The sequence below is a fragment of the Streptomyces ovatisporus genome, from assembly GCF_042653885.1.
GTDB lineage: Bacteria > Actinomycetota > Actinomycetes > Streptomycetales > Streptomycetaceae > Streptomyces > Streptomyces ovatisporus.
The window spans coordinates 365,520-389,308 of record NZ_JBHSFH010000004.1 but is presented as its reverse complement, the minus strand read 5'-3'; the positions used below and the strand labels follow the sequence as shown (position 1 = coordinate 389,308).

At 70.8% G+C, this 23,789-nt stretch carries 19 protein-coding genes; 13 read left to right on the top strand and 6 right to left on the bottom strand.

Annotated features, from left to right (window positions below; genetic code table 11):
- The first annotated feature begins 130 nt into the window (after positions 1–130).
- The 5 genes from ACFPA8_RS06585 to nrfD all read left to right on the top strand — a co-directional run bounded on the left by ACFPA8_RS06585 (position 131) and on the right by nrfD (position 8,293).
- The gene (locus ACFPA8_RS06585; RefSeq protein WP_386443657.1) at positions 131–1,474 is read left to right on the top strand and encodes an ABC transporter ATP-binding protein; all 1,344 of its coding nucleotides are present in this window, start codon (positions 131–133) and stop codon (positions 1,472–1,474) included.
- Positions 1,471–2,469 carry an ABC transporter permease subunit gene (locus tag ACFPA8_RS06580; RefSeq protein WP_386443654.1) on the top strand — a complete coding sequence of 333 codons (999 nt, stop codon included), beginning with the start codon at positions 1,471–1,473 and terminating at the stop codon, positions 2,467–2,469. Before ACFPA8_RS06585 ends, ACFPA8_RS06580 begins: the two co-directional genes overlap by 4 nt.
- Positions 2,470–2,676: 207 nt before the next feature.
- A complete protein-coding gene (gene fdh, locus ACFPA8_RS06575) occupies positions 2,677–5,988 on the top strand; it encodes a formate dehydrogenase (RefSeq protein WP_386443651.1) in 3,312 nt (1,103 codons plus the stop codon).
- Positions 5,985–7,049: a 4Fe-4S dicluster domain-containing protein gene (locus ACFPA8_RS06570; RefSeq protein WP_386443648.1), complete on the top strand. Its 1,065-nt coding sequence runs from the start codon at positions 5,985–5,987 to the stop codon at positions 7,047–7,049. Before fdh ends, ACFPA8_RS06570 begins: the two co-directional genes overlap by 4 nt.
- 290 nt (positions 7,050–7,339) lie before the next feature.
- Positions 7,340–8,293, top strand: coding sequence for an NrfD/PsrC family molybdoenzyme membrane anchor subunit (nrfD, locus tag ACFPA8_RS06565; protein WP_386444679.1), 954 nt, complete (start codon positions 7,340–7,342; stop codon positions 8,291–8,293).
- A gap of 88 nt (positions 8,294–8,381) precedes the next feature.
- Here nrfD and ACFPA8_RS06560 read toward each other — a convergent pair whose 3' ends face one another.
- Positions 8,382–8,717, bottom strand: a complete 336-nt coding sequence (locus ACFPA8_RS06560; protein WP_386444676.1) for an ATP/GTP-binding protein — start codon at positions 8,715–8,717, stop codon at positions 8,382–8,384.
- Positions 8,718–8,932: 215 nt separating this feature from the next.
- Here ACFPA8_RS06560 and ACFPA8_RS06555 point away from each other — a divergent pair, with 215 nt between their 5' ends.
- Positions 8,933–10,003 carry an LLM class flavin-dependent oxidoreductase gene (locus ACFPA8_RS06555; protein ID WP_386443645.1) on the top strand — a complete coding sequence of 357 codons (1,071 nt, stop codon included), beginning with the start codon at positions 8,933–8,935 and terminating at the stop codon, positions 10,001–10,003.
- Between the two features lie 53 nt (positions 10,004–10,056).
- Here the strand turns inward: ACFPA8_RS06555 and ACFPA8_RS06550 are convergent, their stop codons facing one another.
- On the bottom strand, positions 10,057–10,449 hold the full coding sequence (locus tag ACFPA8_RS06550) for an SCO5389 family protein (RefSeq protein WP_386443642.1): 393 nt from the start codon (positions 10,447–10,449) through the stop codon (positions 10,057–10,059).
- Positions 10,450–10,682: 233 nt separating this feature from the next.
- Here ACFPA8_RS06550 and nucS point away from each other — a divergent pair, with 233 nt between their 5' ends.
- Together nucS and ACFPA8_RS06540 are read left to right on the top strand one after the other, a co-directional pair.
- On the top strand, positions 10,683–11,354 hold the full coding sequence (gene nucS / locus ACFPA8_RS06545; protein WP_386443639.1) for an endonuclease NucS: 672 nt from the start codon (positions 10,683–10,685) through the stop codon (positions 11,352–11,354).
- Between the two features lie 223 nt (positions 11,355–11,577).
- Positions 11,578–13,317 carry an enoyl-CoA hydratase-related protein gene (locus tag ACFPA8_RS06540; RefSeq protein WP_386443636.1) on the top strand — a complete coding sequence of 580 codons (1,740 nt, stop codon included), beginning with the start codon at positions 11,578–11,580 and terminating at the stop codon, positions 13,315–13,317.
- Between the two features lie 38 nt (positions 13,318–13,355).
- Here ACFPA8_RS06540 and ACFPA8_RS06535 read toward each other — a convergent pair whose 3' ends face one another.
- The 3 genes from ACFPA8_RS06535 to ACFPA8_RS06525 all read right to left on the bottom strand — a co-directional run bounded on the left by ACFPA8_RS06535 (position 13,356) and on the right by ACFPA8_RS06525 (position 17,785).
- Positions 13,356–16,217 carry an ATP-binding protein gene (locus tag ACFPA8_RS06535; RefSeq protein ID WP_386443633.1) on the bottom strand — a complete coding sequence of 954 codons (2,862 nt, stop codon included), beginning with the start codon at positions 16,215–16,217 and terminating at the stop codon, positions 13,356–13,358.
- 141 nt (positions 16,218–16,358) lie between these two features.
- Positions 16,359–16,691 (bottom strand): STAS domain-containing protein, encoded by a 333-nt coding sequence (locus ACFPA8_RS06530; protein WP_386443630.1) that lies wholly within the window; start codon positions 16,689–16,691, stop codon positions 16,359–16,361.
- 245 nt (positions 16,692–16,936) lie between these two features.
- Positions 16,937–17,785, bottom strand: coding sequence for a 3-hydroxyacyl-CoA dehydrogenase family protein (locus ACFPA8_RS06525; RefSeq protein ID WP_386444673.1), 849 nt, complete (start codon positions 17,783–17,785; stop codon positions 16,937–16,939).
- Positions 17,786–18,210: 425 nt separating this feature from the next.
- On the opposite strand from ACFPA8_RS06525, the gene ACFPA8_RS06520 reads away from it, so the two are divergent.
- Positions 18,211–18,783, top strand: a complete 573-nt coding sequence (locus tag ACFPA8_RS06520) for a cob(I)yrinic acid a,c-diamide adenosyltransferase (RefSeq protein ID WP_386443627.1) — start codon at positions 18,211–18,213, stop codon at positions 18,781–18,783.
- A 96-nt stretch (positions 18,784–18,879) separates the two neighbouring features.
- Here the strand turns inward: ACFPA8_RS06520 and ACFPA8_RS06515 are convergent, their stop codons facing one another.
- Positions 18,880–20,076: a glycoside hydrolase family 3 N-terminal domain-containing protein gene (locus ACFPA8_RS06515; protein WP_386443624.1), complete on the bottom strand. Its 1,197-nt coding sequence runs from the start codon at positions 20,074–20,076 to the stop codon at positions 18,880–18,882.
- Positions 20,077–20,801: 725 nt separating this feature from the next.
- Here ACFPA8_RS06515 and ACFPA8_RS06510 point away from each other — a divergent pair.
- The 4 genes from ACFPA8_RS06510 (at position 20,802) to ACFPA8_RS06495 (ending at position 23,777) form a co-directional block, all read left to right on the top strand.
- Positions 20,802–21,398 carry a hypothetical protein gene (locus ACFPA8_RS06510; RefSeq protein WP_386443622.1) on the top strand — a complete coding sequence of 199 codons (597 nt, stop codon included), beginning with the start codon at positions 20,802–20,804 and terminating at the stop codon, positions 21,396–21,398.
- Positions 21,399–21,463: 65 nt separating this feature from the next.
- A complete protein-coding gene (locus tag ACFPA8_RS06505) occupies positions 21,464–22,081 on the top strand; it encodes a hypothetical protein (protein ID WP_386443620.1) in 618 nt (205 codons plus the stop codon).
- 202 nt (positions 22,082–22,283) lie between these two features.
- The gene (locus ACFPA8_RS06500; protein WP_386443617.1) at positions 22,284–23,432 is read left to right on the top strand and encodes a hypothetical protein; all 1,149 of its coding nucleotides are present in this window, start codon (positions 22,284–22,286) and stop codon (positions 23,430–23,432) included.
- Positions 23,433–23,486: 54 nt separating this feature from the next.
- A complete protein-coding gene (locus ACFPA8_RS06495) occupies positions 23,487–23,777 on the top strand; it encodes a hypothetical protein (RefSeq protein ID WP_386443615.1) in 291 nt (96 codons plus the stop codon).
- Positions 23,778–23,789: the final 12 nt, after the last annotated feature.

Sequence of the window (23,789 nt, the reverse complement as noted above, 5' to 3'; positions counted from 1 at the left end):
CCGCCCACGCGGCAGGAGCGCCGTACGAGCGCTTGTACGAACCATCGGATGGAACCGATCGGCGGGCTTGTAACCTCCTAGGCCATGCCCGGGGGCGACCAGCCCCGAACTGCGTCCAGGGACGAAGCGGATGATCGAGGCGTACGGCCTGACAAAGCGCTACGGCGCCAAGACGGCCGTCTACAACCTGTCCTTCCAGGTACGGCCCGGCACAGTCACGGGCTTCCTGGGGCCCAACGGTTCCGGGAAGTCCACGACGATGCGCATGATCCTCGGGCTGGACACCCCGACGGCCGGCAGTGTGACCATCGGCGGCCACCACTTCCGCCGGCTGCCCAACGCACCCCGCCAGGTGGGCGCCCTGCTGGATGCGAAGGCGGTGCACGGCGGACGCTCCGCGCGCAGCCATCTGCTGTCGCTGGCGCAGCTGTCGGGCATCCCGGCCCGACGGGTGGACGAGGTGCTCGACGTCGTGGGCCTGAGGCAGGTGGCCAGGAAGCGCTCCAAGGGGTTCTCGCTCGGCATGGGACAGCGCCTGGGCATCGCCGCCGCTCTGCTCGGCGACCCGCAGGTACTGCTCTTCGACGAGCCCGTCAACGGACTCGACCCCGAAGGCATCCTCTGGGTGCGGAATCTGATGAAACAGCTGGCCGGCGAGGGACGCACCGTCTTCGTCTCCTCCCACCTGATGAGCGAGATGGCGCTGACCGCCGAGCATCTGATCGTCATCGGACGCGGGCAGTTGATGGCGGACACCTCGGTCAAGCAGTTCATCGCTCAGAACTCGGTGGGCTTCGCCCGCGTCCGCACGCCCGAGGGCGAACCGGAGCAGCGGGAGAAGCTGACGTCCGCCATGAACGAGGCGGGCGGCCGGGTGCAGCCGGAGGAGGACGGCGCGTTGCGGGTGAGCGGGCTTCCACTGCCGCAGATCAGCGACCTGGCGCACAGCGCGGACGTACGGCTGTGGGAGCTCTCCCCGCATCAGGCCTCCCTCGAGGAGGCGTACATGCAGCTGACGCAGGGTGCTGTGGACTACCGCTCCACCGTGGACCAGCGCGCGGGGCTGCAACAGCAGGTGGCCGCGCAGCTGGGTGTTCCCGTCGGGCCGCACGGGCCGCCGCCCGTACCGGGTGCACCGGGCGTCCCCGGGGCGCCCGGCGGCTGGGGCGCTCCCCCTCCCGGAGCGCCCTTCCAGGGCGGGCCGCACGCCGGCGCTCCGGGTTACGGGCAAGCGCCCGGCTACGGTCCCGCGCCGGGTGCCGTACCGGGTGGACAGCCGAACCCGTACGCCGCCGGGCAGGCACCGGCGGCCGGGCAGGTGTGGCAGACGCCGCCGCAGACCCCGCCCGCGCCGCAGGCAGCACCGCCGGCTCCGGCCGCGCAGCCCGCTCCCCCCGTGCAGCCCGCTCAGCCCGAGCGCCAAGACGGCTCCGACGACGCTTCCCGGTCCGACAGCGAGGACGACGCCCGATGACCACCCCCGACCAGCAGCCGCAACAGCCGCCCCGGAGCGGGGAGTACCAGCCGCAGCCCGCCCCCCACGGTCAGCCCGGCCCGCACGCGAACGGCACGGCCACCGCGGCGCCGGCCCCGCCGCAGGGTCACCCCATGGGCGGCGGCTACGCCTCCCCCATCCCGCTCCGGCGCACCCACCTCGGCCACGCCATCGCCTCCGAGTGGACGAAGATCCGCTCGGTGCGCTCGACAGTGTGGACGCTCGGCGTGATGTTCCTGCTCACCGTCGGCATCGGCCTGCTCACCGCGCTCGGCCTCAGCGGCGGTACGTTCACGGGGATGCCGCTCCTCGCGCCGGGACTCTTCGGCCTGATGCTCGGCCAGATCTGCATCATCACCCTCGGCGTGCTGGTGATCACCTCCGAGTACGGCACCGGCATGATCCGCACCACCATGACGGCCTGTCCCAACCGCGGCCGGGTGCTGATCGCCAAGGCCCTGATCTTCTTCCTGCTCGCCTTCGTCATGACGACGGTCGCCTGCACCATCACCGCGCTCATCAACTCGGCGCTGCTGAGCGATCAGGAGATCCCGCCCTTCGCACGGCAGATGGAGGAGTTCGAGGGCTCCATCGAGAACGGCCAGCTCGTCGCCGACGGCAGCCAGTGGCTCGGGGCGACGGTCGGCGCCGGTCTGTACGTCGCGCTGCTGGGGCTGCTGGCCCTTGCCGTCGGGGCGCTGATGAGGCACTCGGCGGGCGCGATCACCGCCATGCTCGGTCTCGTCCTGCTGCCGCTGGTGATGTCGCTGTTCATGGCGGGCGAGTCGCTGCGCAAGGTGCGCGAGTTCCTCATGGAGTACTCCCCGCTGAACGGACTGGCCTCGCTGTACCGCATCCCCATGGCGGGCGAGGACCAGAACGCCACCGGATGGCCCCTGTTGGGCATCCTCGCGGCGGTCACCGCGGTCGCGCTCGCCGGCGCCTTCGTCATGCTCAACAACCGCGACGTGTGACGCCACGTCCGACGTCCGCGTCGCCGTGACGTCCGTCTGCTGCGACGTCCGGCTGGCCGGGCGGGGCCGGCCGTACCGGCTCGCCCGGGCCGTGGTCCGCGTACCCGTGGCCCGTTCGGGCCGTACGCCTGCACTCCACGAGTAGACCCCGGCGGGACGGGCACCCCTCCGGCGCGACTACGTGACCGCGCGGACGGAGGTCGGGTGATGGGTGTACGCACCTGGATCGAGAACTGGCCGGTGTACCGGCAGCTGACCGGGGAGGATCCGCTGGGCCGCGGGGCGGCCGCCAGTTCCGCCCGCACCCGCGGGCTGCGGTCCAGGACCGAGACCGCGGACAGGGTCGTGAAGTCCGTCTGCCCGTACTGCGCCGTGGGGTGCGGCCAGAACGTCTACGTCGAGGACGGGAAGGTCGTCCAGATCGAGGGCGACCCCGACTCCCCCGTCAGCCGCGGCCGTCTGTGCCCGAAGGGCTCGGCGACGCTGCAGCTGACGACCGGCGACTCCCGGCGTCACGAGGTCCTCTACCGGCGGCCGTACGGCACGGACTGGGAACGGCTGGATCTCGACACCGCCATGGACATGGTGGCGGAGCGTGTCGTCCGCACCCGGCGCGAATCGTGGCAGTGGGAGCACGAGGGTCTGCGCGTGAACCGCACCCTCGGCCTGGCGACGCTGGGCGGCGCGGCCCTCGACAACGAAGAGAACTACCTGATCAAGAAGTTGTTCACCGCCCTGGGCGTGGTGCAGGTCGAGAACCAGGCCCGTATCTGCCACAGCTCGACCGTCGCGGGCCTCGGCACCTCCTTCGGCCGCGGAGGCGCCACCACCTTCCTTCAGGACCTGCAGAACTCCGACTGCATCGTCATCGAGGGCTCCAACTTCGCCGAGGCGCACCCCGTGGGCTTCCAGTGGGTGATGGAGGCGAAGGCGCGCGGCGCCAAGGTGATCCACGTCGATCCGCGTTTCACACGTACGAGTGCGCTCGCCGATCTGTACGTGCCGATCCGGGCCGGCACCGACATCGCGTTCCTCGGCGGGATCATCAACCACGTGCTGAGCACCGGCTCCGACTTCCGTGAGTACGTCCTCGAGTACACCAACGCGGCGACGATCGTCGGTGAGGACTTCCAGGACACCGAGGACCTCGACGGACTCTTCTCCGGCTTCGACCCCGGGACCGGGCAGTACGACATGGAAACCTGGCAGTACGAGGGCGGCGGGACGATACAGGCCGCCTCCGGCGAGCGGGACGCGCTGTACGAGGAGCGGACGCGTGAGGCGGAGCAGGCCGGGGACACCCCGGGCACGCGGGGCACGCCGCGCACCCCGGCGTCCGCGGGGATGGCGGAGTCGCACGGCTCCGGCGGTCCCGGCCTCGAGGGCGAGGCGGAGTCCCGGCAGGACCGCACGCTCCAGGACCCGCGCTGCGTCTACCAGATCCTCAAGCGTCACTTCGCCCGCTACACCCCGGAGATGGTCGAGGAGACCTGCGGCATTCCCGAGGAGACCTTCCTGGAGGTCTGCCGGGCCCTGGTGGAGAACTCCGGCCCGGACCGGACCAGCGAGTTCTGCTACGCGGTCGGCTGGACACAGCACACGGTCGGCGCCCAGTACATCCGTACCGCCTGCATTCTGCAGCTGCTCCTGGGCAACATCGGACGGCCCGGCGGCGGGATCCAGGCCCTGCGGGGCCACGCGAGCATCCAGGGTTCCAGCGACATCCCGACGCTGTACAACCTGCTGCCCGGATACATCCCGATGCCGCACGCGCACGAGAACGAGACTCTGGACAAGTTCGTCCAGGCGGTCCGCGCCGACAAGGGCTTCTGGGGCAACATGCGCTCCTACCTCGTCAGCCTGATGAAGGCGTACTGGGGCGACGCGGCCACCGAGGACAACGACTACTGCTTCGACCACCTGCCCCGCCTCACCGGCTCGCACAGCACGTACGAGACGGTGCTGAACCAGCTCGACGGCATCTGCAAGGGCTACTTCCTGATGGGCGAGAACCCGGCCGTCGGATCAGCCAACTCCCGTATGCAGCGCATGGGGATGGCCAACCTCGAATGGCAGGTCGTCCGCGACTTCTCACTGGTCGAGTCGGCGACCTGGTGGAAGGACGGGCCGGAGATCGAGAGCGGAGAGCTGCGCACGGAGGACATCGGCACCGAGGTCTTCTTCTTCCCGGCGGCCTCGCACACCGAGAAGAACGGCTCGTTCACCAACACAAACCGGTACGTGCAGTGGCACGAGGCCGCCAGGGAACCCGACGGCGAGGCACGCAGCGACCTGTGGTTCGTCTACCACCTCGGCAAGCGCATCAGGGAGCGGCTGAAGGACTCCACCGACCCGATGGACCGTCCTCTGCTCGACCTCACCTGGGACTACCCGACAGAGGGGCGGCACGGCGAACCCGGCGCCGAAGCCGTGCTGGCCGAGATCAACGGGTACGGCCCGGACGGCGAGCCGCTCTCCGGCTACCAGCAGCTCAAGGACGACGGCTCCACGTCCTGCGGCTGCTGGATCTACTGCGGCGTCTACGCCGACGGCGTCAACCAGGCGGCCCGCAAGAAGCCGCACACCGAGCAGGACTGGATCGCCGCCGAGTGGGCGTGGGCGTGGCCCGCCAACCGCCGCATCCTCTACAACCGGGCCTCCGCCGACCCCGCCGGCCGCCCGTGGAGCGACCGCAAGGCACTGGTGTGGTGGGACGGGAAGCAGGGCATCTGGACCGGCCACGACAACCCCGACTTCATCGCCGACCGGCCGCCCTCCTACCGTCCCGAACCGGGCGCCACGGGACCGGACGCGATCAGCGGCGTCGATCCGTTCATCATGCAGGCCGACGGGAAGGGCTGGCTGTACGCACCGGCCGGGCTCCTCGACGGCCCGCTGCCCGCGCACTACGAGCCGCAGGACTCCCCCGTCGCCAACCCCGTCCACCGGCGTCAGCAGCGCAGCCCCGTACGGGAGGTCTTCTCCCGGGAGCGCAACCGCTACCACAACAGCGGAACGGAACCCGGCTCGGACGTCTATCCGTACGTGGTGACGACGTACCGGCTCACCGAGCACTTCACCGCGGGCGGCATGACCCGCTGGACGCCGTATCTGGCGGAGCTCCAGCCCGAGTTCTTCTGCGAGGTGTCCCCGGAGCTCGCCGCCGAACGCGGCCTGGAGCACGCCGGATGGGCGACCGTCATCACCGCGCGCAGCGCGGTCGAGGCGCGGGTGCTGGTCACCCGGCGGATGTCGCCGCTGCGGGCGGGAGGGCGCACCGTCCACCAGATCGGCCTGCCGTACCACTGGGGCGGCAACGGCTACAGCACCGGCGACTCGGCCAACGAGCTGACGTCCATCGCGCTCGACCCGAACGTGCACATCCAGGAGGTGAAGGCGCTGACCGCCGACATCCGGCCCGGCCGCCGCCCCCGCGGCCCGGAGCTGCTCCAGCTGCTCCAGGAGTACCGCGAGCGCGGCGGCGTGAGCGAGGCGACAGGAACGGAGGCGCTGGGATGACGGGCTCCCTGACCGGCAACGAGACCCGCGGCGGCGGCAGCGACACCCACGGCACCGGCGCCGGTTCACTCGTCGGACGCAACCTGCTCGCCGGCGCGGAGGACGATCCGGCAGGCGACGCCGGCCACACCGGCCACCCGCCGCGCGTCGGCTTCTTCACCGACACCTCCGTCTGCATCGGCTGCAAGGCGTGCGAAGTGGCGTGCAAGGAGTGGAACGCCATTCCCGAGGACGGCCTCGAACTCACCGGAATGAGTTACGACAACTCACAGGGTCTGGGCGCCTCGACGTGGCGGCACGTCGCCTTCATCGAGCAGAGCAAACCCGTGGGGCACGCGCACGCCGACGTCGACCACAGCGGCCTGGACGTGCTCGCGCTCGCCGCACATGGCCCCGCGACGCCGACGGGGGAACCCGGCACCGCCCCGGCGGCTCAGGCTCCGCCCGAGGCCGACGGACGCACCGAACTGCGCTGGCTGATGTCCTCCGACGTGTGCAAGCACTGCACGCACGCCGCCTGCCTGGACGTCTGCCCCACCGGGTCGCTCTTCCGCACCGAGTTCGGCACCGTCGTCGTGCAGGACGACATCTGCAACGGCTGCGGCTACTGCGTGCCCGCCTGCCCCTACGGCGTCATCGAGCAACGTCCGCACGACGGCCGGGCGTTCAAGTGCACGATGTGCTACGACCGGCTGGGCGCCGGGCAGGAACCCGCCTGCGCGAAGGCCTGCCCGACGGAGTCCATCCAGTTCGGGCCCCTCGACGAACTGCGCGAGCGGGCGCAGGCCCGCGTCGACCAGTTGCGGGAGGCGGGCGTCAGCGACGCCCGCCTCTACGGCCACGACCCGGAGGACGGGGTCGGCGGCGACGGAGCCTTCTTCCTGCTGCTCGACGACCCCGAGGTGTACGGGCTGCCGCCGGACCCGGTCGTCACCACCCGCGACCTGCCCGACATGTGGCGGCACGCCGGGGCGGCGGCGCTCGCCCTGCTCGGCGGGCTGGCGGCCGCCTTCGCCGTGCACGGAAGAAACAGCCGACCGGCGAGGAGGTTCCCGCGATGAGCGGCGACGCGGAGGCGCACAGCGACGAGGACGTGCAGCGCAACGGCCACCGTCCGTACGGGGAGATCTACGAGGACCCGGCGCGGCTGCAGCACGGCGGCAGCATCTCCGACGTCACGAAGGACGGCGTCCGGGGTGAGCGTCCGGGCCGTGCGGCGCTCGTCGGCGGCCACGACCTGACGGACGGCCACGGCCACCGGGACCGCGGAACCGCCCCCGGTCCCGGCGGGGGCGGCGGCCGGCACCGCGGCGGCCGGGCGGGCCGCAGGCGTCGCCGAGGCGAGCAGCCGATGGTGCCGGAGGCCGAGTTCACCTCGTACTACGGCAGACCGGTGCTCAACCGGCCGGCGTGGAAGGCGGCGAACATCGCCGGGTACTTCTTCCTCGGGGGTCTCGCCGGCGCGGGCTCCGTGCTGGCCGCCGGCGCCGAGCTGACGGGCCGTCCCGTCACGGCCCGTGCGCTGAAGGTCACGTCGACGGTGGCGGTCGCGGGTTCGGCGGCTGCTCTCATCCACGACCTCGGCCGTCCCGGCCGCTTCGCGAACATGCTGCGGGTCTTCAAGCCCACCTCCCCCATGAGCGTCGGCTCCTGGCTGCTCGCGGCGTACGGACCCGCCTCGGGCGCGGCGAGCCTGTGCGAGGTGAGCGGGCGTCTGCCCCGCCTCGGCCGTACGGCAACGGTGGGCGCGGCGCTGCTCGGCCCCGCGGTGGCCGCGTACACGGCGGTGCTGGCGGCGGACACGGCCGTGCCCGCGTGGCACGGCGGCTACCGCGAACTCCCCTTCGTCTTCGTCGGATCGGCCGCGGCCGCCGCCTCCGGCATGGCCCTTGCCGCCTCTCCGCTCACCGAGAACGGACCGGCCCGTACCGCCGCCCTCGCCGCGACAGCCCTGGAGAACGCGGCAGTCAAGGCGATGGAGCGCAGACTCGGTCTCGTGGCCGAGGTCTACCGCCGGGGCAGCGGCGGCCGTTGGATGCGTACCGCCGGAGCCCTCTCCGCCGCGGGCGCGGCGGGAGCGGCACTGTTCGCGGGGCGCAGCCGCCTGGCCGCGGGTGTCTCCGGGGCGGCGCTGCTCGCTGCTTCGGCGTGCACACGGCTGGGCGTCTTCCAGGCGGGGCTGGAGTCCGCCAAGGACCCCAAGTACACGGTCGTGCCGCAGCGGGAGAGGCTGCGGGAGCGGGAGCAGCAGGACCGGGCACGGGCTCAGGAAGGCACACCGGGCGAGAAGGATGCGCGGAGCTGACAGGCACACCGCCGGGGGCCGTCGGCGCGCGGCTCACCGTGATCAGGTCGCCACAGCGACCCCGGGCGGCCCGATGGCGTACGGCGGGTCAGTGGCGGGGGGCGTTGCGCGACCGCTGGACGCGCACACTCCGGCGGTCACGCGCGTTCCAGCAGGCCTTGTGCCAGTGCCGCCGGTCGTCGACGTCTCCCGTCCGCGGCCAGGCCACCACGTGAGGGACGGCCGGGATCTCCTGGTCGCAGCCAGGACACCGGTAGCGTTTGCCCGTCGTACCGGCGACGTGGCGCACGGCCCAGTCCTCTCCGCGCCACTCCTCCGTGCGCTCCAGGCCGTACCGCAGGCCGGGCGCGTCGTCGCGACCGCCGCCCGCGGACGCAGAGGATCTCGGTGCACCGCCGCGGGGACGGTTACGGCGCGGGGACACAGGACACCTCGACAGCTCGGCGGAATCGGGGCCTTCCAGCGTAGCCATGATTCGGCGGGATGCCCGCAGCCCGGCGCAGAACGAGGGCCGGTCTGTCAACTCCCCTGTTGCCGAATGCCGTTCATCGGAAGAATGCGCGCACAGGCCGTGCCCTTGGCACGTGTCAGCCGTTATTGCCTGTTGGGTACCCGCGAAGCCCAAGAGGAGGGAGCAGCATGCGAGTTGGAGCGTTCGTGCTGGCCGCACAGTTCCCCGGGCAGAGCCAGAGAGAGCCACTGCACCGAGCGATCCGTACCGCGGAGGTGGCGGAGGCCTCAGGTCTCGATTCCGTCTGGCTCGCCGAACACCACTTCGTGCCGTACGGGGTCTGCCCCTCGGCGGTGACGCTCGCGGCGCTGCTGCTGGGACGCACCAGGCGCATCGACGTCGGCACGGCAGTGACCGTGCTGCCCAACGCCCACCCCGTCGCCCTCGGGGAACAGGCGGCGCTGCTTCACCTGACGTCCGGAGGGCGTTTCGTACTCGGCGTCGGCCGAGGCGGACCGTGGGTCGATCTCGAAGTCCTCGGCGGCGGCCTCGACGCGTACGAGCACGGCTTCCCGGAGTCGCTGGACCTGCTGATGCGCTGGCTGCGGGAGGCACGGGTGGGCACCGACGGCGAGCGCTACCAGTTCCGTGAGGTCGAGGTCGTGCCTCGCTGCGACGAGCCTCTGCTTCCGTCCGGCGGCACCGAACGAGGCGGCTCCCCGGCCCGTCCGCCGGTCGTCGTCGCGTGCACCTCTCCCGGGACGGTCCGCCTCGCGGCGCAGCGCGGCCTGCCGATGCTGCTGGGCATGCACTGCGACGACGGAGAGAAGGCCGAGGTCGTCGCGATGTGGCGCCGCGAGGCGCGGGACGCCGGGCACAGTCCGGAGGAGATCGAACAGGCGGCGTCGCTGCACGTCTCCGCCGGAGTGGCACAGGTCGGGGACGACACCGCGGAAGCGGCCGAGGCTCTCCAGAAGTCCATGCCGGGCTGGTTCCGTACCGGACTGGGCGCGCACCGCACGGTGGACGGCCGGCAGCGGACGATGCGCGACCCGCACGGTTACACCGAACTCCTGTGCAAGCTGCACCCCGTGGGGACACCCGCGCTGTGTGCGGACCGGCTGGCGGCGACGAGCGAGCGCACCGGAATCAACCGGTACGCCCTGCTCGTCGAGGGGACGGGCGACCTGGCGGCCACCGAGCGGAACGTACAGCGGCTGGGCGAAGAGGTCCTGACGCAGCTCCCCCCTGCGCAGTGAGCCCCCCGCCCGGCCTCGGCGTGCCGCCTGCCGGCCCGCGGCGTGCGGTCAGCTCAGCAGTCGCGGAGCGTCGGCGACTGGTTCAGCAGCTGTCCGCGGACGGACGTGAAGCGGGCCAGCCGGTCGTCCACCATGGAGTCCAGCGGGAAGACGGCCACCCGGTGGCAGTTCTGGAAGGCGAGACGTACGCCGAAGTGCCGCTCCAGCGCGCCGCGTATCGCGTCGCTGGCCAGGGCGCGCAGCAGCTGTCCGCGGGCCTGCTCGTTCGGCGGCGGCGTCTGGTTGTCGGCGAACTCGCCGCCGTCCACCTTCAGTTGCGCCACCAGGGAGCTGATCATCTCCCAGGCGAACGGCAGGGAGGAACGGACGCAGTCGACGAAGTCCTTCTCGTCGACCTCGCCCCGTTCCGCCTGTGCCAACAGTGCCGGTGAGACGTCGAGCGACATGGGGTTCTCCTCTCGCGACCCCTGGGGATTTAGGGGTCTTCCTGATGATTTGGAGGGGACCCGTGACGGCGACGCGTGATCACACGATTCCGTACGGCGACACCCCCCATCGTTAACGTTAAGGGGCGGAGAGTGACCGCACCATGCGAATGGGCATACATCCGGCCACAGCCGAACGGGTGGATCAAGGGCGAATCGCATCGGGGGCAGTGCGTCCGCTAGCGTGACCGACCATGCGTCTCGTCATCGCCCGTTGCTCGGTCGACTATGCCGGCAGGCTCACGGCCCATCTCCCCCTGGCTCCGCGTCTCATCCTGGTCAAGGCCGACGGATCGGTCTCCGTCCACGCTGACGACCGCGCCTACAAACCGCTCAACTGGATGTCGCCTCCGTGCACGGTCAAGGAGTCCGAGGAGACCTCCAACCCGGTCTGGACGGTGGAGAACAAGGCGGGCGAGAAATTGATCATCACAATGGAGGAGATCCTGCACGACTCCTCGCACGAACTCGGCACCGATCCCGGCCTCATCAAGGACGGCGTCGAAGCCCACCTGCAGGAACTCCTCGCCGACCGGATGGAGACCCTCGGCGAGGGGTGGACCCTCATCCGCCGCGAGTATCCGACCGCGATCGGTCCCGTCGACATACTCGGCCGCGACGAGAAGGGCGCGACCGTCGCCGTCGAGATCAAGCGGCGCGGCGAGATCGACGGCGTGGAGCAGCTGACGCGCTACCTCGACCTTCTCAACCGCGACCCCCGGCTGGCCCCCGTCAAGGGCGTCTTCGCGGCACAGGAGATCAAGCCGCAGGCCCGCGTACTCGCCACCGACCGCGGCATCGGATGCGTCACGCTCGACTACGACTCGCTGCGGGGCATCGAGGACGACCGGCTGCGGCTCTTCTGAGGCCCGCCCGCTACGCGACCGGGAGCCGCCGGCCGGGGGCCCGCGGTGCCCGGTTCGCCGCGCGGTGCCCCGGTCCCGCCGGCAGTACGTTCATACGCTCGTACGGGGTACGCACGCCAAGTGCCACCGCACGGCTCCGGCCTCCGCCCCACACACGGGACTACCGTCCGAGGCTGTCTGCGCCCGGGGGACGGCCCGGTGTGCTCGGACCCGGAGGTGTGCGGTGCGGATTCTGCTCGTGGCCAGCGCGTTCAACAGCCTCACCCAGCGAGTGCACGCCGAACTGACCGACTGCGGCCATGAGTTGGACGTAGCGGTGGGAGGCGACGACGAGGCCCTGCGCGCAGCCGTACGCCGCCACACTCCCGGACTCGTCGTCGCGCCGATGCTCAGAACGGCGATCCCCCGCGACGTCTGGTCCGCACACACCTGCCTCGTCGTCCATCCGGGTCCGCCCGGCGACCGCGGCCCGTCCTCTCTGGACTGGGCCGTGGCGACCGGAGCACAGGAGTGGGCGGTGACCGTGCTCGAGGCGGAGGCCGAGATGGACGCGGGAGACGTCTGGGCCTCCGTCCCCTTCCGGATTCCGGGCGCCGGGGACGCCGCTCCTGCCGGGGGCGGCACCGGGGAAGGGGCCGGTCCCGGCAAGAGCGACATCTACCGCAACGAGGCTGCCGACGCCGCAACAGCCGCTGTGAGACTGGCCGTCGAGCGCTACGAGTCAGGCAACTGGAAGCCGCGGTCCCAGCACGACGGCGAGACCGACGTGACCGTGCGCCCGTACTTCGGTCAGGCCCGGCGCCGCATCGACTGGGCCGCCGACTCCTGCGCAACCGTCCTCCGCAAGCTGCGTGCCGCAGACTCGCAGCCCGGCGTGCTCGACGAACTGCTCGGGGCTGAATGGTTCCTGCACGGCGGCCACCCCGAGGACGGACTGCGGGGCGCCCCGGGCGAGATCGTGGCCACGCGCACGGGTGCGATCTGCCGTGCCACACGGGACGGGGCGGTCTGGATCCCGCAGCTCAGGCCACGGCGCACACCCGGCGGCCCGCGCACGTTCAAGCAGCCGGCGGTGCGGGCGCTGGGAGAACGCCTGCCGGCCGTACCGGAGGTGCCCGCTCCGCTGGTTCTGCCGGCGGGCCGGCGGACCTGGACGGACATCCGGTACGAGGAGAAGGGCACCGCCGACGGCCGGACGGGCTTCCTCTGGTTCTCCTTCCCCGGCGGCGCGATGAGCACGGACCACTGCCGCCGCCTCCTCGCGGCCTACCGTCACGCGCTCTCCCGTCCGACATCGGTGCTCGTGTTCGGCAGCGCCCGCGACTTCTTCTCCAACGGCATCCACCTCGGTGTCATCGAAGCCGCCGCGGACCCGGCGCAGGAGTCGTGGGAGAACATCCAGGCGATGGACGATCTGGTCGAGGCGCTGCTGCGGACCACCGACCGCCTCGTGATCGCGGCGCTCGGCGGCAACGCGGCCGCAGGCGGGGTGATGCTCGCGCTCGCGGCCGACGAAGTGTGGTGCAGGCAGGGAGCCGTGCTGAACCCGCACTACCGCCTGATGGGGCTGTACGGCTCCGAGTACTGGACGTACACCCTGCCCCGCCGCGTCGGGGAAACCGCAGCCGCACGCCTCATGCGCGAGGCGGCACCGGTGAGTGCCGGTGCCGCCGCAGCGATGGGGCTCGTGGACCGGCTCGTTCCCGCCGCCCCCCAGGACTTCGCCGGCGTGACCTCCCGGATGGCGACGCAGGCGGCGCTGGACCGGGAGCTGGGCGGACGCCTCGCGGAGAAGGCGGCGGCACTCCGCAGGGACGAGACGCGCAAACCGCTGCAGGAGTACCGCCGGGAGGAACTGCGCGTCATGCGCGGCCAGTTCTTCGGTCCGGACGAGCCCTATCACGCGCTGCGTCGGGCCTTCGTACGCAAGGAACCGACCACCGGCGTACGCCCCGCGACCTGAGTCCGGGGCGTACGTTCCGTCGTCCCTGGCGTCGCCCGTCAGACGATGGGGGAACCGGTCGGAGAACCGGTGGGCGACGGGGTACCGCCGCCAGTGCCTCCGTCGGACGTCCCGCCGCTGTTGCTGCCGCCGCCGGTGTCCGTACCACCGTCGGTACCACCGTCGGCGCCGCCGTCCGTACCACCGTCCGTGCCGCCATCAGTACCGCCGTCGGTACCACCGTCCGTACCGCCATCGGTCCCGCCGTCGGTACCACCGTCCGTGCCGCCATCGGTCCCGCCATCGGTGCCACCGTCAGTACCGCCATCGGTCCCACCGTCGGCGCCACCATCCGTACCGCCATCGGTGCCACCGTCAGTACCGCCGTCCGCACCGCCGTCGGTACCGCCGTCGCTGCCCGACGAGTTGCCGTTCGAACCTCCGGAATTGCCGGGGTCGCTGCTCGACGGGTCCTCCTCAGGTGCCGAACTGCTGTCGCTCGGACCGGGCCGGCTCGAACTGTCCGACGCCTCGGGCTTGCTGCTGTCGTCGCCGGGCTTCTTGGACTTGCCTGCCCGCCGCGCCGGGCTGCTGGAGTCCGGGTCGTCCGCGTTCAGGTCGCTCTCGTCCGGCTGAGAGGTCGAGGCGCCGGGCTTGTTGCCCCCGTCGTCGGGACCGGGTCCGTCGTCCGGCATGGAGCCGAGGCCCATGATCGCGCCGAGTACCGCCATGAGTACGGCACCGGCACCCGCGGCGGCCATGTTGGCGCGCTTGCCCGACCGTTGACGACCGGACGGGCCGTGCGTGCCCGCAGCGAACGTGCCGGCCTTCTCGGTCTTGTCGACCTTGCCGCCTCCCCCGTCCCCAGTCCGGAGAGCGGCGGTGACCGCCACGATCGGTGTCGTCTCGTTCTCGTCCCCGTGGCGCGGCGCCCGCGCTCCGGCTCCGACGCCGGCTCCGACTCCGGCTCCCTGCCGGAAGGCGGGGCCCAACCGCGACGGATAGGGCCGTGGGTGCGGTTCCGCGTCCTGCGGCGGCTGGACGTCCTCGTACGCCGTCGCGTCCTCGCGCGGCACGGAGTCCTCGTGCGGCGTCGCATGCTCGTACGCACGGGACACGGGTTCGGCCTCGTGCTCCTGGGCGTGCTCGGAGGCCGGCGCAGTCTCCGGGCCGGTCTCCGTCTCGCCCATCAGGTCCGCGACCAGGGCCAGCGCCCGCCGTCCCGTGTAGGTGCCCTGCTGGTCCCACAGCGCGCCGCGCAGCGCTATCGACGCCTCCAGTTCCACCCGCGCCCGCTGCAGCTCTCCGGTGCAGAGTGCCAGCACGCCCAACTCGTGGTGGAAGTAAGCCTCTTGTGCCACTTCGCCCGAGGTTCGCGCTGCTTCCTGCCCGGCACGCAGCAGCCGCTCCCACGCGCTCCAGCGCAGCGAGACCGCGAGAATCGGAGCGGCCGTACGCGCGAGCAGCACCGCTGAACTCGCGTGACCGCCGCGGTGTGCGCCGTGCACGGCTGCGAGTACCGCGTCGGCCTCTCCGGCCACCTGCCGGGGGCCGGCCGAAGGCTGCCCCGTCCACCAGCAGTAGTGGTGCGCCGCGCTCAGCGCCCGGTGGTGCGTGCCGTCCGCGAAACCTGCGGCCTTCAGCTCCGCGGTGACACCGGCGGCGAGCTTGTGACGCGCGCCGTGGGCGGTGACGAGACCCGCACCGGCCAGCTCGGCGACGGAGTCCGCTGCCTTGGGCTCACCGACCAGGGCGGGCAGATGCTTCTGGTGCGGGAGCTCGCCGCCGAGAGCGAGGGCGAAACGCAGCACCTCTCGCGCCTCGGGTGACAGATGATCGGCGACGACGGCGGTCACGCCGCGGGCAGCGCCGGACGATGTGCGGCCGCCCGGGGCATCACTGCCGGCCGCTTCGCCTGCGGACGTCGCACTGGTCAAGTCCTCGGCCGTGCCGTGCCGCAGGAGCGCGCCGGCCTGCACGAAGCGCAGCGGAAGGCCTTCCATGGCGTCCTCGGCGCCGAACCAGAGATCGCCCGCCGCGTCGGACTCCTCGTCCGTCAGGGGGCGCCGGACGACGAGTTCGAGCAGTTCCAGGCACCCGGTCCGGCTGAGACCGGTCAGCGCGACCTCTTCCACGTGGGCGTCCGCAGAGGGGGCGGGGACGTCCGGCGTGGCGGCGAGGAGAAATGCGCATTCGGGGGTGGCTTCGAGCAGTTGGTCCAGCGCCTCGCCGCCGAAGCCGAGGTCGTCGACGATGACGACCGCGCCGATTTCGCGCAGCGCGGCCCGCAGTTCGTCATCCGACGGACGGTGCCGGGACGCGTCGTGGACGGCGGAGAAAAGTTCCTGCAACAAGTCGTCCGGCGTCCTGTGGTGACCGTTCAGACGCACGACGCCGTCGGGGGCGAGTTCGGCGACGTCCTCGGCGACGGCGTCCAGCAGAGTGGTGCGCCCGACGCCCGAAGGTCCGGTCAGGCGGATGGTGCGGCCTCGCGCGAGTTCGCGGGCGAGCTCGTCGCGTTCTTCGTCGCGCTCCAGCATCGGTATCGCGGACGCTCCGGCCGGCGCGTCGCCGTCGGCAGCCGCCGCGGCCTTCGACGGGGCCGGTGCGGCGAAGGCGCTCGCGGGACGTTCACCGGGGCCCAGCTTCCGGGGCGCGCCGGGCAGTTCGTCCGGCGGGCAGGGCTCGATCTCGCTGCCGTCGACGGGATTGACCGTGATGAGATGCGATCCCGCGACGATCCGCACGAGCGGTACGGGAGCAGGCTCCTGCCCGGTACCGGCGTCGTCGGCGGCTTCCCGCTGCGGGGAACCGTGATCGGCAGGAGGTGCGCCGCCGTCGGCGCCTCCCGGTGGTGCGGCGGCACCGTTGCTGCTTTCTTCCTGCTCACCGCCGTGCTGATTGTCGCCGTGCTGAACCATGATGGATGCCCCCAGTAACTGCGGTACGAGCACGCCCCGCCTTCATCGGCTTCTTCCGTCGCAGGTCGACGCGAACGGCAGTACCGGGCGCTGCTTCGGCACAGTATTACCAAGCGGGCAAGACCTGAACCGCTCCGGCAGTTACGGCTTGGTGAGGATCTGGGTCTCCGCGACCGGGAGGCCGCCCTCGATGGCGAGGATGCGGTGCAGCCGGGTCGCGACCAGCAGCCGCTGCATCTGCGGGGGTACGTCACGGAGTACCAGCCTGCGTCCGCATCTGCCCGCCCTGCGGTGCGCTCCCATGATCACGCCGAGTCCTGTCGCGTCCCAGGAGTCGAGTCCGGCCAGGTCGAGCACCAGGTCGCCGTCACCGGAGTCGACGGCGGAGTGCAGGACCGTACGGGCGTCCGCCGCGCTCCGGACATCGAGGCGACCCCCGACGGCCAGCTCGGCGTGGTCGCCCCTGATATGCATAGCTGCTCCCCGGATCTGTTACTGGTCCGCGTACCTTTACGTCTGAATGTCTCACTACGACTGACTGCGTTTCGGGTGGCCTGGTTGCTGTCCGTGGTCGAACCGATACGGAGTTCACCCTCGCGGGGGACGCCGCCGTGAACGCGCCGCCGTCGAACGGTTTTCGGTCTTGCCTCTTCTGTTTGCTGTTGCCGCCGGTTCTGTTCGCCGTGCCGCCGGCGGTCGGCCGGTGCCGGCGGTACCGGTCAGTGCTCGTAGTAGCCGCGACCGCTCTTGCGCCCGATGTCACCCGCGTCGACCATCCTGCGCATCGACTCGGGAGGCGCGAACTTCGGGTCCTGCGACTCGGTGTAGATGTTCTCGCTGGCGTGCAGCAGGATGTCGACGCCGGTGAGATCTGCCGTGGCCAGTGGCCCCATGGCGTGACCGAAGCCCAGCTTGCAGGCCGTGTCGATGTCCTCGGCCGTGGCCACGCCGGACTCGTGAAGTTTCGCCGCCTCGACGACGAGCGCGGAGATGAGGCGAGTGGTGACGAAGCCGGCCACGTCACGGTTGACGACGATGCACGTCTTGCCGACCGACTCCGCGAACTGCCGTGCACCGGCCAGGGTTTCGTCAGTGGTGCGGTGTCCGCGCACGAGTTCGCACAGCGCCATCATGGGCACGGGCGAGAAGAAGTGTGTGCCGACGACCCGTTCGGGGCGTGCGGTCGCCGCCGCGATCTTCGTGATGGGGATGGCGGAAGTGTTGGAGGCGAGGATCGTCTCGTCCTTCACCATCGTGTCGAGCCTGCTGAAGATCTCCTGCTTGACTTCGATCTTCTCGAATACGGCTTCGACGACGACGTCCGCATCGGCTGCGGCGTCCAGGTCGGTGGTCGTGGTGATGCGCTCCAGTGCGGCCTCCGCCAGCCCCGCTTCGAGCTTGCCCTTGCTCACGAACTTCTCGTACGAACGCTTGATCCCGTCCGTACCCCGAGTGAGCGCCTCGCCTGTCACATCACGGAGCACCACGTCCCAGCCCGCCTGGGCCGAGACCTGCGCGATACCGGAGCCCATGAGCCCGGCACCGATGACGGCGAGCTTCTTCGCCACGACTGCCACCTAGCCTTGCCTTCACTAGTACGCCTGTTGGCCGGACATTAGCGCCTCACGAAGATCTTGTGGCGGTGAAGAGACACGCGTCACGTCTCACATGGCGGACATCACATCGACGGTGCCCGATCCGCACCGCATGACCGAGTTCGGCGGGTGCGTCCTGCGAGGGAGGTCCGGCGGCAGCTCAATCCACGGGCCGCGCCGCACACTTGACGGACTCGCCCGCGGCGGGGTCCCGCACGGCGACGGGCGGTCCCGGTACCGCCCACGGCGGTCTCCGTGCTCGTCGGCTTCATCGGCGTGCGCCGGTCCGTACGCATCAGCATTGTGCTCGTGTGGTGGAAGCTCGCCGTCGTCGCCGTGCCGGTGGAGCCCCCGGGACGGACGGAGCCTCACGGGCGCAAGGGCATAGTCTCGACTGCATGGTCAATCTGACGCGCATCTACACCCGTACCGGCGACACCGGCACCACGGCCCTCGGCGACATGAGCCGCACGTCCAAGACCGACACACGCATCGCCGCCTACGCGGACGCCAACGAGGCCAACGCGTCGATCGGGGCAGCGCTCGCACTCGGCGACCTGCCGCAGGAGATCGCCACGGTGCTGGGCCGCGTGCAGAACGACCTGTTCGACGTCGGCGCCGACCTGGCCACACCCGTCGTCCAGGACCCGGAGTTCCCGCCACTGCGCGTCGAACAGACCTACATCGACAAGCTGGAAGAGGACTGCGACAGCTTCCTGGAGGGGCTGGAGAAGCTGCGGAGCTTCATCCTCCCCGGCGGCACCCCGGGTGCGGCACTCCTCCACCAGGCCTGCACGGTCGTACGGCGGGCCGAGCGCTCCACATGGGCCGCCCTGGACGAGCACGGCGAGAGCATGAACCCGCTGACGGCCACGTATCTCAACCGTCTCTCCGACCTCCTCTTCATCCTGGCGCGCTCCGCGAACAAGGAGATCGGCGACGTGCTGTGGGTGCCCGGCGAGAACCGCTGAGACACCGGCCGGTCCGGTCGGTCCGGCCGGTCCGGTCGGGCGGCGCCCGGCGCACGCGCGGAGCGCGGCCGGTCGGCCGGTCGGCCGGTCAGCCGGTCAGCCGCAGTCGAGCAGCCCCGCGGCGCCCTTGGCTTTCACCACGCGTTCCGCGTCGGCCTGCACGCCGGCGCGGAACTGTTCGTCGGTGCGAGCCCGTTGGAGCACCGCGTCGACCATCTCGGGAAGTACGCCCGCGTCCACGCTGAGGGCGACGGTGCCGCCCGCGTCGAGGAAGCGCAGCGCCCGCTCGGCCGGCGGTACGTCCTCGACGGCTTTGGCCGCGCCCAGGTCGTCGGAGACGATCACGCCGTCGAAGCCCAGGTCGTCGCGGAGCATCCCGGTGAGGATCGTCTGGGAAAAGGCCGCCATGTTGTCGGGGTCGATCTTCGTGTAGCGCGCGCTGGAGATCATCACGAGCGGGTCGCCCTGGGAGAGTGCCTCCTCGAAGGGGTGGAGGTAGGCGTCGTCCCGGGAGGTGACGTCGTCCTTGACGTCCTTGCTGTGGTCGGTGTTGCCGATCACCCGCCCCAGGCCGGGGAAGTGCTTGACGGCCGGGGTGACACCGGCGTCCGTCATGCCCGCCTGGAAGGCAGTGCCATGGGCGGCGACGGTCTCGGGTGTCGTGCCGTAGTTGCGCTGGAGCCGGCCGATGGGTTCGTTCTCGTCCCCCAGTTCTTCGGGCACGGTGTCCAGTACGGGTGCCAGATTCACGTTGACGCCCGCCGAGCTCAACTGGCCGGCCCAGCCCTCGGCCTGGGAGCGCAGCTGCGCCGGGTCGAGCTTCCCCTGCTCGACGGCCGAGGGCATCGCGTCGAAGCCGGGACCCTTCAGGTGCTGGACCTTGCCGCCCTCCTGGTCCGCCGAGACCCACAGCGGCACGCCGCCCGTCGTCGCCGCCGCCTGGGCCTTCTCGCTGACCTGACGCGTCGTTTCCGCTCCCGCCTGGCTGCCGTTCGTGAGGATGACCCCGCCCAGGTGGAGGTCGCGGACGGCCGCGAGTTCGGCTTCCGCGGGTTCGTCGGCGTCCACTCCGCCGATGAAGAGCTGGCCCACCTGCTGCTCCAGCGTCATCCCGGCCGACGTCCGCGCGGTGCAGGAAGGTCCGGCCGGGCCGGGGTTCTGCCCGCTCCGCGCCTGCGGGCCGCCCTCCGCGCCGCCCGGTGACGCCCCCGCGGTGAGCGTCATCGGTACGGCGGCCAGGGCGAGGACGCCCATGACGACGCCGCCGGCACCGGCGGCTCGCTTGCTGATCATCTCCGGGTACCTCCACGTACGGGCGGGACACTGTGGCGTGATGCGGCACGCAGCACGCCAGGGCACGTCGTTTGGATCTTCGCGGGCTCGCGAAGATCCAAGCGACGCACCCTAGGGGCCACGCGATCCGTCGGACAGAGGGCAGTGCTGACGGACTCTCACGTAACCGCATCGTTGTGGCCGCCGACAGTGGTGCCTCCAATGAGGACCGGTGCGCGCGGTGGTCGATTACGCCGGCGCCGGACTCCGGCAGCAATCGGGTTGGCGTCGCGCCGAATGGGGAAGAACGCCTCGGAAATGAAAGCCGGATGTCCCGGTTTTTCCCTCGCACCGGACGGGAATCCCCGGCTTAAGCTTTTGTTAAGTCTTCCTTCAGTCTGCGCTGAGGTTTTCCATTTCAGGCACCTTCCAGGGTCGATCGGTTGGGGTGAATCCCCTGTTCAGAGCCGTGCCCGTCTCAGCAATCCGCATTGCCTCGACAGTTGCCGCACACCTCTGATGGCCGATTAAATGGACGGAATCGGGCGTACCGCATTGCTGGACCTGCCGCACTGCGGCCACCAGGCAATACGCACCGGAAACCGGGGGCGGCATTCCCGCACGCAACCCGGGTGACATAGGGGCGACCCCACGCTTCTCTTTTGCTCTCTATTTCCGTGAGTACTATCGCCTTACAGGCCTGGACCTAATAACTGCAGGTCAGCCATGAGGGGTTGGAGTTCTGTATGGCCAGCAATACGAAGCGACGTACCCGGATCACCGTCGCCGCGGTGGCGCTCCTGGCGGGCGTCATAGCAGTACCCGTCGCGAACGGTGCCATCTCCGAGGGAGGCGCCGACGTCAAGGGGCAGGGGAACCACTGCACCCTGGACGCCGAATCCGGCGAGACCCGGTGCTTCGAGAGCCTGACCGAGGCGACCGGCGTACCCGGCAGCGAGAAGCTCGTCGACGCGTCCGGCAAGTCCGCCAAGAGCAGCGCGGCCGGTGCCGACGCGGCGCCGCTCGCGTCCTCGGACACCACCCAGGGCGAGGGCAACGTCATGGCGGCGACCCTCTTCGCGGACCCCCAGTACGGCGGCGGCTCGCTGACGGTCAAGAACACCGAGCTCTGCGACGGCGATGCCGACGACGTCGACTTCGAGATCGACCTGGCCGAGGAGTGGAGGAACAAGATCTCCGCAGTCCAGCCCTGGGGCAACTGCACGCTCAACCTGTATTCCGAGACGGGCCTCGGCGGTGACCGCGACGGGCCCTTCGACGAGCTCACCCCGGACATCGGCGACGCGCTGGACGACCGTTCGCAGTCCATCAGCTTCAGCTGAGGCGCCGTGCACGCAGCAACGGTCCCGGCAACACCCGCCTTACCCCCACCCTCGTCGGAGGCATCATGAACCGCCGCAAGAAGCTGTCCATGCTGGTGATAGCCGTCACCACCCTGGGCGCCACAGCACTCTTCCCCACGGCCGCACAGGCCGAGGAGGAGCAACCCACCACCAGAGAACTGCTGGAGAAGTGCAACGACGGCACGGACGTGTGCATCTTCCACCCTTCCGGCCTGCCCGAGGACTCCATGGGCGAGGCCCACCAGGTCGGCGACAGCGCCTTCAACTGCACGGACAAGACCCAGCGTTCGAGCGTCGGATGGTCCGACACGACCGGGGAGACCAACACGGTCGGCGTCTCCATGACCGCCGAGTACGGCTTCACGGACCTGTTCAAGGTGACCATCCAGGCGAGCTACCAGCACTCCTGGGAGAGCTCACACACGGAGGAGCAGCAGACCAACGTCGAGGTCAAGCCCGGCAAGGTCGGCTGGATCACGCGCGAGGCCGCCATGCAGGAGGTCGAGGGCACGTACGAGATGCACTTCGAGGACAAGTTCTACGGCCACCACATCTGGTACGTACCGTTCACCGCCAAGGGCCCCAAGCCGGACACCCCCAGCACCAAGACGCAGCACACCCGGAAGATGACCAAGAAGGAGAAGAAGCAGCACTGCGGCTGAGTGAGGCGCTCCCCCCAGGTCGCCACCCCCCACCGCCGGCCCGGCCCGCGTTCCCGTGCACGCGTGGCCGGGCCTTTCTGCGCGCTCACGTCCTTCAACCGTGCACCCATGGCCAGGCCCTCCAGCATGTCAGGCAGGTATAGAACATCCGTTTTACGGTGGATTGAGAGATCTGCACGCACCCGCACACACGGGGAGCGACATGAGTGAGCAGGACTACACCTCCGACCAGGAGGAACAGGACGACCGGAGCCGCGAGGTCGAGGCGTACGACGAGGACTACGGCGACGAGCCGGAGGAATCCCCGGACGGTTACCCCTCCGGTGTGACGCAGCCTGCACGGAACGCCGACCCCGACGTCCTCCTGGACGTACCGCAGCTGCACGTCGAGGAGATCGATCTCGAGGTCGAGGACCTGCGGGCCCGGGTTTCCCTGCAGGCCGAGGTCCTGGACATCCTCAAGCTGAACGTCGGTGCCGACGTCGAGCTGGGACGCGTGCACCTGGGCATCAAGGGCGTGGACGTACAGGCCCTGCTCAAGGTCCGTCTCGACAACGTCGCGCAGGTCATCGGCCGCGTGCTGACGACGATCGACCGCAACCCGCAGATCCTCGAACACCTCACCTCGGGTCTGGGGGCCGCCGCGAAGGAGATCGGCGGAGGTGCCGGGGAGGCCGTGGGCGAACTCGGACGCGGGGCTTCCTCAGCGGTGGAAGACGTCGGCGAGGGAGCGGGCAAGGCCGTCGAGGACGTCGGCGAAGGCGCCGGCAAGGCTGTCGAGGACGTCGGCGAAGGCGCGGGCAGCGCCGTCCAGGATGTCGGCGAAGGCGCCGGAGAAGGAGTCAAGCAGGTCGGAGAAGGTGCCGGCCGAGCGGTCGAGGACGTGGGAGAGGGCGCGGGCAGCGCCGTCGAAGACGTCGGGGAAGGCGCCGGAGAGACGGCCAAGAACGTCGGCGAAGGTGCCGGCAAGGCAGTCGGGGACGTCGGCGAAGGTGCGGGCAGCGCCGTCGAAGACGTCGGGGAAGGCGCCGGAGAGACGGCCAAGAACGTCGGCGAAGGCGCCGGCAAGGCAGTCGGGGACGTCGGCGAAGGCGCCGGAGAGACGGCGAAAAACGTGAGCGAAGGCGCCGGCAAGGCGGCCGGGGACGTCGGGAAGGGCGTGGGCGAGACAACCCGGGACGTCGGCGAGAGCTCGGGCAAGGTCATCGACGAGTCGGGCCGTACGGTCCGCAAGGCGGGCAAGAGCGCCACCCGTACGGCGAAGAAGGCCGGCAGGACGACATCCGGCAGCTCGGAGGAACGGGCGCGGCGCCGCCCTGCCCGCAGGCGGGACCGCGACGAACCGCCGTGAAACGGCCACGGCGCCGGTCTCTCCGGCTCCCCCGACATCGAGTTGACGGCGTCGGTGCAGGCCGACGAGCTGCGGTTCGCCGATGAGCCCCTGACCGCGGTCCGCTTCGAGGGGTCGCCGGGACGGGAGTCGGTCTCACTCAGCGAGCGGACCAATCTGCCGGACCGCGTCGAGGCAGGAACCGACTACCGGGACGTGCACGTGGACTACCGGCTGGCCACACGGCTCCGCGACCGGGACGGGACGGCCGATACCCAGACCGAGACCGCCGATCCCCAGACCGAGACCGCCGATCCCGAGAACGCCGATCCCCAGACCGCCGGTCCGGGAACAGCCGACCCGTAGGCACCCACGCAG

What these genes read in the sequence shown, in the direction of transcription:
- ACFPA8_RS06585 (WP_386443657.1), top strand. Translation starts at nt 131, where the DNA reads ATGATCGAGGCGTACGGCCTGACAAAGCGCTACGGCGCCAAGACGGCC.
- ACFPA8_RS06535 (WP_386443633.1), bottom strand. Translation starts at nt 16,217, where the DNA reads ATGGTTCAGCACGGCGACAATCAGCACGGCGGTGAGCAGGAAGAAAGC.
- ACFPA8_RS06515 (WP_386443624.1), bottom strand. Translation starts at nt 20,076, where the DNA reads ATGATCAGCAAGCGAGCCGCCGGTGCCGGCGGCGTCGTCATGGGCGTC.
- ACFPA8_RS06530 (WP_386443630.1), bottom strand. Translation starts at nt 16,691, where the DNA reads ATGCATATCAGGGGCGACCACGCCGAGCTGGCCGTCGGGGGTCGCCTC.
- ACFPA8_RS06550 (WP_386443642.1), bottom strand. Translation starts at nt 10,449, where the DNA reads ATGTCGCTCGACGTCTCACCGGCACTGTTGGCACAGGCGGAACGGGGC.
- fdh (WP_386443651.1), top strand. Translation starts at nt 2,677, where the DNA reads ATGGGTGTACGCACCTGGATCGAGAACTGGCCGGTGTACCGGCAGCTG.
- ACFPA8_RS06580 (WP_386443654.1), top strand. Translation starts at nt 1,471, where the DNA reads ATGACCACCCCCGACCAGCAGCCGCAACAGCCGCCCCGGAGCGGGGAG.
- ACFPA8_RS06520 (WP_386443627.1), top strand. Translation starts at nt 18,211, where the DNA reads ATGGTCAATCTGACGCGCATCTACACCCGTACCGGCGACACCGGCACC.
- ACFPA8_RS06555 (WP_386443645.1), top strand. Translation starts at nt 8,933, where the DNA reads ATGCGAGTTGGAGCGTTCGTGCTGGCCGCACAGTTCCCCGGGCAGAGC.
- ACFPA8_RS06500 (WP_386443617.1), top strand. Translation starts at nt 22,284, where the DNA reads ATGAGTGAGCAGGACTACACCTCCGACCAGGAGGAACAGGACGACCGG.
- ACFPA8_RS06570 (WP_386443648.1), top strand. Translation starts at nt 5,985, where the DNA reads ATGACGGGCTCCCTGACCGGCAACGAGACCCGCGGCGGCGGCAGCGAC.
- ACFPA8_RS06505 (WP_386443620.1), top strand. Translation starts at nt 21,464, where the DNA reads ATGAACCGCCGCAAGAAGCTGTCCATGCTGGTGATAGCCGTCACCACC.
- nucS (WP_386443639.1), top strand. Translation starts at nt 10,683, where the DNA reads ATGCGTCTCGTCATCGCCCGTTGCTCGGTCGACTATGCCGGCAGGCTC.
- nrfD (WP_386444679.1), top strand. Translation starts at nt 7,340, where the DNA reads ATGGTGCCGGAGGCCGAGTTCACCTCGTACTACGGCAGACCGGTGCTC.
- ACFPA8_RS06510 (WP_386443622.1), top strand. Translation starts at nt 20,802, where the DNA reads ATGGCCAGCAATACGAAGCGACGTACCCGGATCACCGTCGCCGCGGTG.